The following is a 13,962-nucleotide window of genomic DNA, read 5'->3' as shown; positions in this document are numbered from 1 at the left end:
GACTTTGTACGCCATCGGAATGGCCGGTCATCCCGCGGGCTGGACAGGCAGGTACCCCAGCTTGGGACGCCTATCTGTCCTTTCGCTCAACTGGACGTACGACAAAGGGAAACGGTTGCCCGTCGTTCTCTAACGGGTGGATCACGGCGATGCCGCCGCCCGGCGTAACCCGTGTCCGCCGGACGGCCCTGCGGGCTACCCGTCGGACTCCCCGCGGATCAGCGCGAGCACGCCGTCCAGCTCGTCGGGTTTCACCAGCACGTCACGCGCCTTGGAGCCCTCGCTCGGTCCCACGATGTTGCGGGACTCCATGAGGTCCATGAGCCGCCCGGCCTTGGCGAAGCCGACGCGCAGCTTCCGCTGGAGCATGGACGTCGACCCGAACTGGGTGGAGACGACCAGCTCCGCCGCCTGGCACAGCAGGTCGAGGTCGTCGCCGATGTCCTCGTCGATCTCCTTCTTCTGCTTGCTGCCGACGGTGACGTCGTCCCGGAAGACCGGCGCCATCTGGTCCTTGCAGTGCTGGACGACGGCCGCGACCTCCTCCTCGGTCACGAACGCGCCCTGCATACGGGTCGGCTTGTTCGCCCCCATCGGCAGGAACAGGCCGTCACCCTTGCCGATGAGCTTCTCGGCGCCGGGCTGGTCGAGGATGACCCGGGAGTCGGCCAGCGAGGAGGTGGCGAACGCCAGCCGGGAGGGCACGTTCGCCTTGATCAGACCGGTGACCACGTCGACCGAGGGCCGCTGGGTGGCGAGCACCAGGTGGATGCCGGCCGCGCGCGCGAGCTGCGTGATGCGCACGATCGCGTCCTCCACGTCACGCGGGGCGACCATCATCAGGTCCGCCAGCTCGTCCACGATCACCAGCAGGTACGGGTAGGGCTGGAGCTCCCGCTCACTGCCCTCCGGCGGCTTGGCCTTGCCCTCGCGCACCGCGCGGTTGAAGTCGTCGATGTGCCGGTACCCGTAGGCGGCCAGGTCGTCATACCTGAGGTCCATCTCGCGGACGACCCACTGGAGCGCCTCGGCGGCCCGCTTGGGGTTGGTGATGATCGGCGTGATCAGGTGCGGGATGCCCTCGTAGGCGGTCAGCTCGACCCGCTTGGGGTCGACCAGGATCATCCGCACGTCCTCCGGCGTGGCCCGCATCATCACCGAGGTGATCAGACAGTTGATGCAGGACGACTTGCCGGAGCCGGTGGCACCGGCGACGAGCATGTGCGGCATCTTCGCCAGCGAGTGCATCACGTACCCGCCCTCGACGTCCTTGCCGAAGGCGACCAGCATCGGGTCGTCGTCCTCGGCGGACTCCGCGAGACGCAGTACGTCGCCGAGGTTCACCATCTCCCGGTCGGTGTTCGGGATCTCGATGCCCACCGCCGACTTGCCGGGGATGGGGCTGATGATCCGCACGTCCGGGCTGGCGACCGCGTACGCGATGTTCTTGGTCAGCGCGGTGATCCGCTCCACCTTCACGGCCGGGCCGAGCTCGACCTCGTAGCGGGTGACCGTCGGACCCCGGGTGAAGCCGGTGACGGCGGCGTCCACCTTGAACTCGGTGAAGACCTGGGTGAGGGAGGCGACGACCGCGTCGTTCGCGGCGCTGCGCGCCTTGCCGGGGCCGCCCCGCTCGAGCAGGTCGAGCGAGGGCAGCGCATAGGTGATGTCGCCGGACAGCTGGAGCTGCTCCGCGCGCGCGGGCAGCTCGCGGGGTTCCGCCGGGGCCTTCTTGGTGAGATCCGGGACGACTCCGGCCTGGAGCTTCTCCTGCCGGGGGCGCGCGGCCGGCACCGGCGTGGGCGCGGGCGCAGGAGTCGGCGCGGGCGCGGGCGCGGGCACCGGGGTGGTGTCCTCCCGGTCGCCGACGCTGACGCCCTGGGTGAGGTCGGCGACCAGCGGGGACGGCGGCATGCCGTGCAGCACGGCGCCGTCCAGCGCGGCCGCTGCCGCCGCCGCGACGTCCACCGCGTCCATCTGGCGCTGTGGATCCGGCTGGGGCACCGCGGAGCGCCGGGGGCGGCTGCGGCGCCGCGAGAGGGCCTCCTCCTCCGCGCTATCGGGGTCGTACGACTGCGGGGCGGACGAGCGCTTACGGGGGCGCGCGGGCAGCGCCTCGCGCCACTGCTTCTCGTAGCGCACGTCGTCCTCGCCGAACTCGTCGGCCTCGTGGTCGTGCAGCACGCCCAGGCGTACGCCGAGCGCCCGCAGCCGCTGCGGGATGGCGTTGACCGGGGTGGCCGTCACCACGAGCAGACCGAAGACCGTCAGCAGCACCAGCAGCGGTACGGCGAGCACGTCGGTCATGGTGTACGTCAGCGGGGTGGCCGCCGCCCAGCCGATGAGGCCGCCGGCGTCCCTTATCGCCTGCATGCCGTCACTGCGCGCGGGCGAGCCGCACGCGATGTGGACCTGGCCGAGCACGCCGATGACCAGCGCGGACAGACCGATCACGATCCGCCCGTTGGCCTCCGGCTTCTCCGGGTGCCGGATGAACCGTACGGCGATCACCGCGAGCAGGATCGGCACCAGCAGGTCGAGCCTGCCGAAGGCGCCGGTGACCAGGATCTCCACCAGGTCGCCGACGGGCCCCTTCAGATCCGCCCAGGTGCCGGCCGCGACGATCAGGGCGACGCCGAGCAGCAGCAGCCCGACGCCGTCCTTGCGGTGCGCCGGGTCGAGGTTCCTCGCGCCCTGCCCTATGCCGCGGAAGACGGCGCCGACGGCGTGCGCGAGGCCCAGCCAGAGCGCGCGCACCAGCCGGTAGACGCCCCCGGTGGGGCTCGGTGCCGGCTTCGGCGGCACCGCCCTTTTCACCGCGGCCTTCTTGGCGGGCGCCTTCTTGGCCGGGGCCTTCTTCGCTGCGGCCTTCTTCGCCGGAGCCTTCGCGGGAGCGGCCGCCTTCTTGGCGGGCGGCTTCTTGGCTGCGGAGGGACGTGAGGCCATGGGTGTGAGGTTACCGGGGGAGACGACAGCGGACACGTGTGCCCACTGCTTCACCCGTTCGTGTCGCCCCTGCCCGGACCCGGAACTGACGCACGCTCACGGACAACTCGCCGCCCCGCGCACGTCAGTTCTGCACGGGCACCGAGGAGCCGCCGGTTCCGGCGCCCGGCTCCAGGGCGTCGAGCGCGCGGCGCAGACCGGTGAGTTTGCGCTCCAGATGGGCCGCGGTGGCCACTGCGGCGGCGTCCGCGGAGTCGTCGTCCAGCTGTTTGGACAGCGCCTCGGCCTGCTCCTCCACGGCCGCGAGCCGCGCGGACAGCTCGGCGAGCAGCCCGGCCGACTCCTTGCCGCCGACCGCGCCCTTGCCGCCGCCCTCCAACTGGAGCCGCAGCAGCGCCGCCTGCTCGCGCAGCTGGCAGTTCTTCATGTACAGCTCGACGAAGACCGAGACCTTCGCGCGCAGCACCCACGGGTCGAACGGCTTGGAGATGTAGTCCACCGCCCCCGCCGCGTAGCCGCGGAAGGTGTGGTGCGGTCCGTGGTTGATCGCCGTGAGGAAGATGATCGGGATGTCCCGGGTCCGCTCCCGCCGCTTGATGTGCGCCGCTGTCTCGAACCCGTCCATGCCCGGCATCTGGACGTCCAGCAGAATGACCGCGAAGTCGTCCGTGAGCAGTGCTTTGAGCGCTTCCTCCCCGCTCGATGCCCGCACCAGCGTCTGATCGAGCGCAGAGAGGATGGCCTCCAGCGCCAGCAGATTCTCCGGCCGGTCATCGACCAGGAGGATCTTGGCCTTCTGCACCATGGCCCGCCCTCCTCGCCCCGGCGGTACACCGGGCGCCGCCCCAGGGGACGACTCCCTTTCGCCGCCCGTCCTTGTGCCGGTCATCGTAGCCGCACCCCGGCTGTCGCCACACCCTGTCACCGCGATGTCACTGTGCACATAACGGAAACGCGGCATGGGTCGGGATGGTTCCCGGAATCCCGCGTTCCATACGTGCCGCAGCCACCCTACGCGGGGAACTCCCGGCACCCGCCCGGAGTTCCCCGGCTGTTCACGTCCCCGGCAGCCGGCGCCGTCACTCCCCGCGCATCCACCGCTGCATCACGGTCAGCAGATGGTCCGGGTCGACCGGCTTGGTCACATAGTCGGAGGCGCCCGAGTCGAGCGCCTTCTCCCGGTCGCCCTTCATCGCCTTCGCGGTCAGCGCGATGATCGGCAGCCCGGCGAACTGCGGCATCCTGCGGATCGCCGTGGTCGTGGCGTAGCCGTCCATCTCCGGCATCATGATGTCCATCAGCACCACCGCGACATCGTCGTGCTGCTCCAGCACCTCGATGCCCTCGCGGCCGTTCTCGGCGTACAGCACCGACAGCCCGTGCTGCTCCAGGACGCTGGTCAGCGCGAACACGTTGCGGATGTCGTCGTCGACGATCAGCACCTTCTCGCCGCCGAACCGCATCGCGCGCGCGGACTGCGGCGGGCTCTCCGGCTCGGGCACCACCGTCCACTGCTCGGGCCGCTGCTCGCCCTGCGGCAGACTGCGCCGCCGGCGCCGGAACAGCGCCGCGGGGCCGTTCTGCGTCTCCCGGTACGACTTCACCTCGGCCGGCGTCTCGATCTCCGCGGCGGACAGCTCCGAGGACTGACCCGACTCCGAGGCGAGCAGCTCGCCGGCCTCCAGCGGGGCCACCGACTGCTGGTAGCCCTGCGGCGGCAGCTCGCTCGGGTGCAGCGGCAGGTACAGCGTGAACGTCGAACCGCGGCCCGGCTCGCTCTGTGCGTGGATCTCACCGCCGAGCAGCTGCGCGATCTCCCGGGAGATCGACAGGCCGAGACCGGTGCCGCCGTACTTGCGGCTGGTCGTGCCGTCCGCCTGCTTGAACGCCTCGAAGATCACCCTCATCTTGCTCGCCGCGATGCCGATACCGGTGTCGGTCACCGAGAACGCGATCAGCTCACCTGCCGGATCGGTCAGCGAACCGGCCTCCAGCAGCTGCTCCCGGATCGACTGCGGCACATCCGCCCCGGCCGGCCGGATCACCAGCTCCACCGAGCCGGAGTCGGTGAACTTCACCGCGTTGGAGAGCAGGTTGCGCAGCACCTGGAGCAGCCGCTGCTCGTCGGTGTGCAGCGTGGCCGGCAGCTCCGGCGACACCCGCACCGACAGGTCCAGGCCCTTCTCGGCGGTCAGCGGCCGGAAGGTGGCCTCCACATAGTCCACGAGCTGTACGAGCGCGATGCGCGTCGGGGAGACGTCCATCTTGCCCGCCTCGACCTTCGACAGGTCGAGGATGTCGTTGATCAGCTGGAGCAGGTCGGAGCCGGCGCCGTGGATGGTCTCGGCGAACTCCACCTGCTTCGGGGAGAGGTTCCCCTCGGCGTTGTCGGCGAGCAGCTTGGCCAGGATCAGCAGCGAGTTCAGCGGGGTGCGCAGCTCGTGCGACATGTTGGCGAGGAACTCGCTCTTGTAGCGCATCGACACCGCCAGCTGCTCGGCGCGCTCCTCCAGGACCTGCCGGGCCTCCTCGATCTCGGTGTTCTTCACCTCGATGTCGCGGTTCTGCCGGGCCAGCAGCTCGGCCTTCTCCTCCAGCTCCGCGTTGGACGCCTGGAGCGCCTTCTGACGGTTCTCCAACTCGGCCGACCGCTCCCGCAGTTGCTCGGTCAGCTCCTGCGACTGCTTCAGCAGCTGCTCGGTCTTGGTGTTGACCGAAATGGTGTTGACGCTGGTCGCGATCATCTCGGCGATCTGGTTCAGGAAATCCCTCTGGATCTGCGTGAACGGCGTGAACGACGCCAGCTCGATCACCCCGAGCACCGTGCCCTCGAACAGCACCGGCAACACGATCACCTGCGCGGGCGGGGCCTCGCCGAGCCCGGAGGAGATCTTCAGATAGCCGCTGGGCGCGTTGTCCACCAGGATCGTGCGCCCCTCCTTGGCGGCCGTGCCGACCAGCGCCTCACCGGGCCGGAACGAGGTCGGCATGGACCCCGTCAGATAGCCGTAGGAGCCCAGCATCCGCAGCTCGTAGTCCTCGTCGCCGTCGCCGACGTCCTTGCCCTCCGTCAGCGGCATCGTGAGGAAGAAGGCACCGTGCTGCGCGGAGACCACCGGAGTCAGCTCGCTCATGATCAGCGAGGCCACGTCCTCCAGGTCCCGGCGGCCCTGCATCAGCGCGGAGATCCGGGCGAGGTTGCCCTTGAGCCAGTCCTGCTCCTTGTTGGCGATCGTGGTGTCGCGCAGGTTGGCGATCATCTTGTTGATGTAGTCCTGAAGCTCCTGGATCTCGCCGGACGCGTCGACGTCGATCTTCAGGTTCAGGTCGCCGCGGGTCACCGCGGTCGCCACGCGCGCGATGGCACGCACCTGCCGGGTCAGGTTCCCGGCCATCTCGTTCACCGACTCGGTCAGGTCCCGCCAGGTGCCGTCGACGTCCCGCACGCGTGCCTGGCCGCCGAGCTGCCCCTCGGTACCCACCTCGCGGGCCACCCGCGTGACCTCCTCGGCGAAGCTGGACAGCTGGTCGACCATCGTGTTGATCGTCGTCTTCAGCTCGAGGATCTCGCCCCGCGCGTCAATGTCGATCTTCTTCGTCAGGTCACCCTTGGCGATCGCCGTGGTCACCATGGCGATGTTGCGCACCTGACCGGTCAGGTTGGACGCCATCTGGTTCACGGACTCCGTGAGGTCCTTCCAGGTGCCGGCCACGCCCGGCACATGCGCCTGACCACCCAGGATGCCGTCCGTGCCCACCTCACGGGCCACCTTGGTGACCTGGTCCGCGAACGAACTCAGCGTCTTGACCATGATGTTGATGGTGTCGGCGAGCTGCGCGACCTCGCCGCGCGCCTCGATCGTCACCTGACGCGTCAGATCGCCGTTGGCGACGGCCGACGCGACCTGCGAGATGTTCCGCACCTGCATGGTCAGGTTGTTGGCCATCAGGTTGACGTTGTTGCTCAGGTCCTTCCAGATACCGGTGACACCCGGCACATGCGCCTGACCACCCAGAATGCCCTCGGTACCCACCTCACGGGCCACCCGGGTCACCTGCTCGGCGAAGCTGGACAGCTGATCAACCATCGTGTTGACCGTCGTGACGAGCTCAAGGATCTCGCCCTTCGCGTCAACAGTGATCTTCTTGGACAGGTCGCCCTTGGCCACCGCGGTCGTGACCTCGGCGATGTTGCGCACCTGGATGGTCAGGTTGTTCGCCATGAAGTTCACGGACTGCGTGAGGTCCTTCCAGGTGCCGGAGACACCCTGCACCTCGGCCTGACCGCCGAGGATGCCCTCCGTACCCACCTCACGGGCCACCCGGGTGACCTCCTGCGCGAACGACGACAGCTGGTCCACCATCGTGTTCAGCGTGTTCTTCAGCTCCAGGATCTCCCCGCGCGCGTCCACGGTGATCTTCTGGGAGAGGTCACCCCGGGCCACCGCGGTGGCCACCTGGGCGATGTTGCGCACCTGTGCGGTCAGGTTCCCGGCCATGCCGTTCACCGAGTCCGTCAGGTCCCGCCACACACCGGCGACGCCGGGCACCTGCGCCTGCCCGCCGAGGCGCCCCTCGGTACCCACGTCCCGGGCCACCCGGGTCACCTGGTCGGCGAAGGCGGACAGCTGATCAACCATGGTGTTGATCGTGTTCTTCAGCTCAAGGATCTCGCCGCGCGCGTCCACGTCGATCTTCTGCGACAGATCGCCGTTGGCCACCGCCGTGGTCACCTGGGCGATGTTGCGCACCTGGGACGTCAGGTTGCCCGCCATGAAGTTGACGGAGTCCGTCAGCTCCTTCCAGGTGCCCGACACCCCGTCCACCCGGGCCTGGCCGCCCAGCCGGCCCTCCGTACCCACGTCCCGGGCCATCCGCGTGACCTGGTCGGCGAAGCTCGACAGCTGGTCCACCATCGTGTTCACGGTGTTCTTCAGCTGGAGCATCTCACCGGAGACGTCGACCGTGACCTTCTGCGACAGATCGCCGTTGGCCACCGCCGTGGTCACCTGGGCGATGTTGCGCACCTGACCGGTGAGGTTTCGGAACGCGGTGTTGACGGAGTCGGTCAGATCCTTCCAGGCACCGGCCGCCCCCGGCACCTGCGCCTGACCGCCCAGCTCACCCTCGACGCCGACCTCCCGCGCCACCCGGGTCACCTCGGCACCGAACGACGACAGCTGGTCCACCATGCCGTTGACGGTGTTCTTCAGCTCCAGCATCTCGCCGGCCACGTCCACGGTGACCTTCTGCGACAGATCACCGCTGGCCACGGCCGTCGTCACCGCGGCGATGTCCCGCACCTGCGTCGTGAGGTTCCGGAACACCGTGTTGACGGAGTCCGTCAGGTCCTTCCAGGTGCCGGCCGCGCCCGGCACGTTCGCCTGACCACCGAGCCGCCCCTCCGCGCCGACCTCGTTCGCCACCCGGGTGACCTCGTCCGCGAAGATCCGCAGCGTCTCGGTCATCTGGTTGATCGTCTCGGCGAGCTGCGCCACCTCGCCCCGCGCCGGAACCGTCACCTTCTGCGACAGGTCACCGTTCGCGACAGCCGTCGTGACCTGCGAGATCCCCCGCACCTGCGCGGTCAGGTTGCCCGCCATCGTGTTGACGGAGTCGGTCAGCTCCTTCCACACACCGGCCACCCCGGGCACCTGCGCGCGACCGCCCAGCATGCCCTCGGTGCCCACCTCCCGGGCCACCCGCGTGACCTCGGAGGAGAACGCCGACAGCTGGTCCACCATCGTGTTGACGGTGTTCTTCAGCTCCAGCATCTCGCCGGCGACATGGACGGTCACCTTGCGCGACAGGTCACCCTTGGCGACCGCCGTGGTCACCAGCGCGATGTCCCGCACCTGCGCGGTCAGCCGGTCCGCCATCGTGTTGACGGACTCCGTCAGGTCCTTCCAGGAACCGGACATACCGCGCACCCGGGCCTGGCCGCCGAGCTTGCCCTCGGTACCGACCTCGCTGGCCACGCGCGTGACCTCGTCCGTGAACGTGGACAGCTGGTCGACCAGGTTGTTGACGGTACGGCCGACCTTCAGGAACTCGCCCCGCAGCGGGTGCCCGGTGGCTCCGTCCGGCGCCTGGGTCCGCAACTCCATCCGCGGCGACAGATCACCTTCGGCTACCGCCGTCAGGACCCGGCTGACCTCCGACACCGGCCAGACGAGATCGTCCACCAGGGCGTTGGAGTTGTCGATCGCCGTCGCCCAGGACCCCTCGCAGGCCCCCGTCTCCAGCCGCTCCGTGAGCTTTCCCTCACGGCCGACCATCCGTCGTACCCGCGACAGCTCGCCGGTCAGATGCAGATTGCGGTCGGCCACCTCGTTGAAGACCGCCGCGATCTCCGACATCACGCCGTCCCCGGACACCGTGAGCCGCTTGCGGAAATTGCCGTCCCGCATCGATACCAGAGCGGCCAGCAGCCGGTGCAGGGCGGCTGTGTCCACGACGGTCGTACCGCCGCTCCCGCCCCGGGACGGTCCGCCCTTCGCGCGCGTCTTCGTGCCCCGCGTCGCCGCGCCAGACTCCACTGTGTCCCTCCCGGAGGGGTTGACCGTAACTGCTGTGCTCGGCCGCTTCGGCCCCGGCGTGCCGGTCCTCGGCATACCGGTTACTCCCGCGTACCCGTTACTGATGCGTATTTCTGCCAGACGAGATCCGGCCACACCAAGGGCTGCTGCCCGTCGTACACGGAAAACACGCGGCGCGACCCGACCTTCGTCAGAAGCCTGCCCAGTGTTTCACCCCGTCCGAACCAGGCCATAACAGTTCGGCAGCTTCGCACACCGTCCGCACACCCTGGGGGCGTAAACACCGGCGACCGGCATCCGCCCGGACGGCGAAGGTAAGTAACCTTGCATGCGGCTGTCCAGCCGCACCGGTCCCACCGGCCTGGGCGGTGGCACGAGCACGAGCGGGCATCGGAGGGGCGGCCGCAGACCATGACCACCGGACTGATCCCCGGGGGACAGACCCCGGAGCAACAGCCGACGGGCGCGCTGATGCCGCAGCAGCGGCGCGAGCCGGCCGGCCCCGCAGCCCTGTACGTAGACAACCGGCCGAGGAGTTCTGTGATCACCGCGCGCGCGGCCGCCAGTTTCGAGCCCGTCGGGCGATCGGTCGCGACCGCCCGGTCGTTCGTCCGCGACACCCTCCAGGGCTGGGGCTTCGCCGACATCGTCGACGACGCCGTCGTCCTCACCAGCGAACTGGTGACCAACGCCGTCGTCCACGCGGGCACGCACGCGGAGGTGCTCTGCCTGCGCTCCGAGGACAGTGTGCGCATCGAGGTCTCGGACCGCTACCCCGAGCGCGAGGTTCCGCTCCAGCACTCCGCCGTCGCCATGGGCAGCCCCGACCGCGAAGGCGGCCGCGGACTCCAGCTGTGCGCGGCCCTGGCCACCCGCTGGGGCGTGGACTACACGCCCACCCACAAAAACGTCTGGTTCCAGCTCAACCTGCCCGAACGCCCGGCCGGCACCCGCGCAGCCGGCCCGTCCCTGCCCGCCGAGCTGCTTCCGCTGGCCCCCGACGGCCGGGTCCGCGTCGCCGTCCTCCAGATCGACCGCAAGGGCACCGTCGCCGCCTGGAACGAGGACGCCGAGGACCTCTTCGGCTATCCGGCGGCCGAGGTCACCGGCATGCCCCTGACGGAACTCGCCGCCTGGCCGCACACCCCGGGCACCAGCACCGGCGTCGCCGAGGCCCTCCAGCTCTCCCGCTGGGAGGGCAGCTACGGCATCCGCGGCGCCGACGGCCGGGTCGTCCCGGTGTACGCCTCCCACCTCCGGGTCCGCGACACCGGCGGCGAGCCTTCCACCGTCTGCCTCCTGGTCCGCGACCACGAACGCGCCGTCCTGCAAACCCCGCCCCGCGTCCCCGCCGGCGACCAGAGCACGTCCGCGGACGGCCAGAGCGCCGACCCCTTCGAGCTGTTCATCGGCTCCCCCGCCCCCGACGACCTCGACGGCCTGCTCCAGCGCACGGTGGAACGCGCCCGCGACATGCTCGACGGCGACTCCGCGTTCCTGCTGCTCGCCACCGACGACGAGACCGAGCTGGAGGTCCGCGCCTCCACCGGCCTGCCCTCGGCCCGCCAGCGCTTCGCGCGCGTGCCCGTCGAGGCGGGCCCCGGCCGCTACGGCTCCGCGCGCATGCCCGCCGTCCATGACGACCTCAACGCCGTCCCCGGAGCCGTCCCGCTGCTGGCCGGCACCGGAATGCGCTCGGTCGTCACGGTCCCGCTCAAGGTCGAGGGCCGTCTCACGGGCTCCCTCGGCGTCGCGGCCGAGGCACCCGGCAGATACACCAACGAGGAGGCGCTTCGGCTCCAGTTCGCCGCCGACCGCATCGCCCTGGCCGTCGAGTCGGCCCGCCTCGGCGAGCTGGAGCGGCTGCGCCGCGGCTCCCTGAGCTTCCTGGTCGAAGCCTCCGACCTGCTCGCCGGCACCCTCGACCGCGACCAGACCCTGGCCCTGATGGCCCAGATGACGGTCCCCACCCTGGCCACCTGGTGCGCCGTCTATACGATCGCCGACCAGGCCTCGGAGCCGTATCTGTCGTACGTCCTGCACGAGGACGAGGAACTCATCGACGGCATCAAGTCGTTGCTGTCGAAGATCGCCCCGCCGGACCCGGTGCCCACCCCCGGCGCCCGCGTCTGGACGACCCCCGGCGAGGTCGCCCACCAGGCGGCCCTGCGCAGCTCCATGCGCAGCCTCGGCCTCGCCGGCGGCCCCACGCACCAGCTCGCCTCCGGCATCGGCCCGACCCTGGCGACGGCCTCCGCGGTCGGCGGCGAGACGGTCGTCCTGCCCCTGGTCGCCCGGAACCGGGTCATCGGCATGCTCACCCTGGGCAAGCCCACGGACGAGCACTTCCGCCAGGAGATCCTCGAACTGGCCGAGGACCTGTCCCGCCGGGCCGCCCTCGCCCTGGACAACGCCCGCCTGTACTCGGAGCGCACGGCCATCAGCCAGTCCCTCCAGCGCAGCCTCCTCCCGCCCGGCCTGCCGAACATCGACGGCGTCGAGGTGGAGGTCATCTACCGCGCGGCCGGCGAGGGCAACGAGGTCGGCGGCGACTTCTACGACCTCTTCCCCATCGGCAACGGCGCCTACGGCTTCGCCATCGGCGACGTCTGCGGTACGGGCCCCAACGCGGCGGCGGTCACCGGCCTCGCCCGGCACGCCCTGCGCCTGCTCGCCCGGGAGGGCCTGTCCGGCCCCGCCGTTCTGGAACGCCTGAACTCCGCCATCCTCGACGAGGGCGACCGCAGCCGCTTCCTGACGCTCCTCTACGGCGAACTGCGCCCCCAGGAGGACGGCAGCGCCGAACTCAAGGTGGTCTGCGCCGGCCACCCGCTTCCGCTGCGCCTGCGCCAGGACGGCACGGTGGTGCCCGCGGCGGAACCGCAGCCCCTGCTGGGCGTCATCGAGGACCTGGAACTGCACGAGGAGACCGTCACCCTCGACCCCGGCGACGTGCTGCTCTGCGTCACGGACGGCGTCACCGAACGCCGCGAGGGCACGCGCATGCTGGGCGACGACGGCCTCGCCGACGTCCTCACCACGTGCACGGGCCTGACCGCGGGCGCGGTCGCGGCGCGCATCATGCGCGCGGTGGAGCGCTTCGCGTCGGACGCCCCCTCGGACGACATGGCGATCCTGGCGATGCGGGTCCCGGGAATCCACAAGGACGCGTGAGCGTCACGGGACATGCGAAAGGCCCCACCCGAAAGGGTGGGGCCTTTTTGCTGGAGCCCCCAAACGGAATCGAACCGTTGACCTTCTCCTTACCATGGAGACGCTCTGCCGACTGAGCTATAGGGGCCTTGTCGTTTTCGAGGTTTCCCTCTCGGCGACAAGAAAACTGTACCCCGAAGTGGCCCCAGTTCCCAAATTCGTTCGGGCGGCCCTCAGAAGGCGGGCTGAAGCAGACCACCAAGGGCGTTGCAGGCGGAGGCGATCCGCTGCATCTCCCGCTTGGTCAGCGCGGCATCCACGGGCAGCGCCAGCGTCTCCTCCGCGGCCCGCTCCGTCTCCGGCAGATCCACGCACCGCCGGTACTCCGGCAACCGGTGCACGGGCGTCTTCACCGGCACCCGGCACGCAACTCCCTTGATCCGCAAGGCCCGGGCGAAGGCGTCCCGGTCCGGCCGGCCGTTGCCCGGCACCCGCACGACGTACTGCTGATAGGTGTGCCCGTCGCCCCCGTCGGGCGTCCGTACGCCCTTCAGCCTGGCGTCGAGATACGCCGCCCGCTCCCGACGCTGCGCTATCTCGTCGTACGGCGCCTCGGACTCGGCCTGCTCCAGCACCAGAAGCCCGTGCCGCTGCCCGAGCGCGTGCAACCGCCCGATGTCGGCCCGCCGTCCGAAGCGGTGTACGGCAACGACGGCCGCCGTGCGCTCTGTTACGGCCGCTTCGACGGCAGCCGGGTCGAGGCAGTACGTCACCGGGTCTATGTCGGCGAACACCGGGAGGGCACCCACCAGGCTCACGGCCTCGGCGACTTCGACGTTTCCGAAGGCCGGCACCACGACCTCGTCACCGATACCGACGCCGGCGGCCCTGAGCATTGCAGCAGTTCCCATGTGCTGGATGCTGGGCGCGGAGGGTGAACGACACGTTACGGCCAACAGAAAAAGGCCGGACCCCGAACCGAAGTTCAGGATCCGACCTTTTTGAAAAATTGTTCGGCGGTGTCCTACTCTCCCACAGGGTCCCCCCTGCAGTACCATCGGCGCTGTGAGGCTTAGCTTCCGGGTTCGGAATGTAACCGGGCGTTTCCCTCACGCTATGACCACCGAAACACTATGAAACTGTCGAACAATGCCGCACCACGCTGTGGCAACGTGGGGCTGTTCGTGGTTTCAGAACCAACACAGTGGACGCGAGCAACTGAGGACAAGCCCTCGGCCTATTAGTACCGGTCACCTCCACCAGTTACCTGGCTTCCAGATCCGGCCTATCAACCCAGTCGTCTACTGGGAGCCTTACCCCATCA

The 13,962-nt window shown here is 69.8% G+C and carries 5 protein-coding genes, 1 tRNA gene and 1 rRNA gene; 1 reads left to right on the top strand and 6 read right to left on the bottom strand.

Annotated elements, in window-relative coordinates; translation table 11 throughout:
* Positions 1-195 precede the first annotated feature (195 nt).
* The 3 genes from ACFVIU_RS03435 to ACFVIU_RS03425 form a co-directional block, all read right to left on the bottom strand.
* Positions 196-2,946, bottom strand: coding sequence for a DNA translocase FtsK (locus ACFVIU_RS03435; protein WP_385840339.1), 2,751 nt, complete (start codon positions 2,944-2,946; stop codon positions 196-198).
* Between the two features lie 124 nt (positions 2,947-3,070).
* Complete coding sequence (locus ACFVIU_RS03430) at positions 3,071-3,751, bottom strand: two-component system response regulator (protein WP_385840338.1); 681 nt, start codon at positions 3,749-3,751, stop codon at positions 3,071-3,073.
* A gap of 274 nt (positions 3,752-4,025) precedes the next feature.
* Positions 4,026-9,485, bottom strand: coding sequence for a HAMP domain-containing protein (locus ACFVIU_RS03425; protein WP_385840337.1), 5,460 nt, complete (start codon positions 9,483-9,485; stop codon positions 4,026-4,028).
* 411 nt (positions 9,486-9,896) lie between these two features.
* Between ACFVIU_RS03425 and ACFVIU_RS03420 the strand changes: the two genes are divergently transcribed.
* A complete protein-coding gene (locus tag ACFVIU_RS03420) occupies positions 9,897-12,659 on the top strand; it encodes a SpoIIE family protein phosphatase (protein ID WP_385840336.1) in 2,763 nt (920 codons plus the stop codon).
* Positions 12,660-12,710: 51 nt separating this feature from the next.
* Here ACFVIU_RS03420 and ACFVIU_RS03415 read toward each other — a convergent pair.
* From ACFVIU_RS03415 to rrf, 3 genes are all read right to left on the bottom strand, one after another.
* Positions 12,711-12,786: transfer RNA gene (locus ACFVIU_RS03415), tRNA-Thr, on the bottom strand.
* Positions 12,787-12,871: 85 nt separating this feature from the next.
* Positions 12,872-13,534 carry a DegT/DnrJ/EryC1/StrS family aminotransferase gene (locus ACFVIU_RS03410; RefSeq protein ID WP_385840826.1) on the bottom strand — a complete coding sequence of 221 codons (663 nt, stop codon included), beginning with the start codon at positions 13,532-13,534 and terminating at the stop codon, positions 12,872-12,874.
* A gap of 115 nt (positions 13,535-13,649) precedes the next feature.
* Positions 13,650-13,766 (bottom strand): 5S ribosomal RNA (gene rrf / locus ACFVIU_RS03405).
* Positions 13,767-13,962: the final 196 nt, after the last annotated feature.

This window comes from Streptomyces sp. NPDC127190 (assembly GCF_042672505.1).
GTDB lineage: Bacteria > Actinomycetota > Actinomycetes > Streptomycetales > Streptomycetaceae > Streptomyces.
The sequence above is the reverse complement of the archived record's forward strand: the minus strand, read 5'-3'. Positions and strand labels throughout refer to the sequence as shown.

Excerpts from the sequence above, each read along its gene's own strand:
- ACFVIU_RS03435 (WP_385840339.1), bottom strand. The coding sequence starts at position 2,946 with ATGGCCTCACGTCCCTCCGCAGCCAAGAAGCCGCCCGCCAAGAAGGCG.
- ACFVIU_RS03430 (WP_385840338.1), bottom strand. The coding sequence starts at position 3,751 with ATGGTGCAGAAGGCCAAGATCCTCCTGGTCGATGACCGGCCGGAGAAT.
- ACFVIU_RS03420 (WP_385840336.1), top strand. The coding sequence starts at position 9,897 with ATGACCACCGGACTGATCCCCGGGGGACAGACCCCGGAGCAACAGCCG.
- ACFVIU_RS03410 (WP_385840826.1), bottom strand. The coding sequence starts at position 13,534 with ATGCTCAGGGCCGCCGGCGTCGGTATCGGTGACGAGGTCGTGGTGCCG.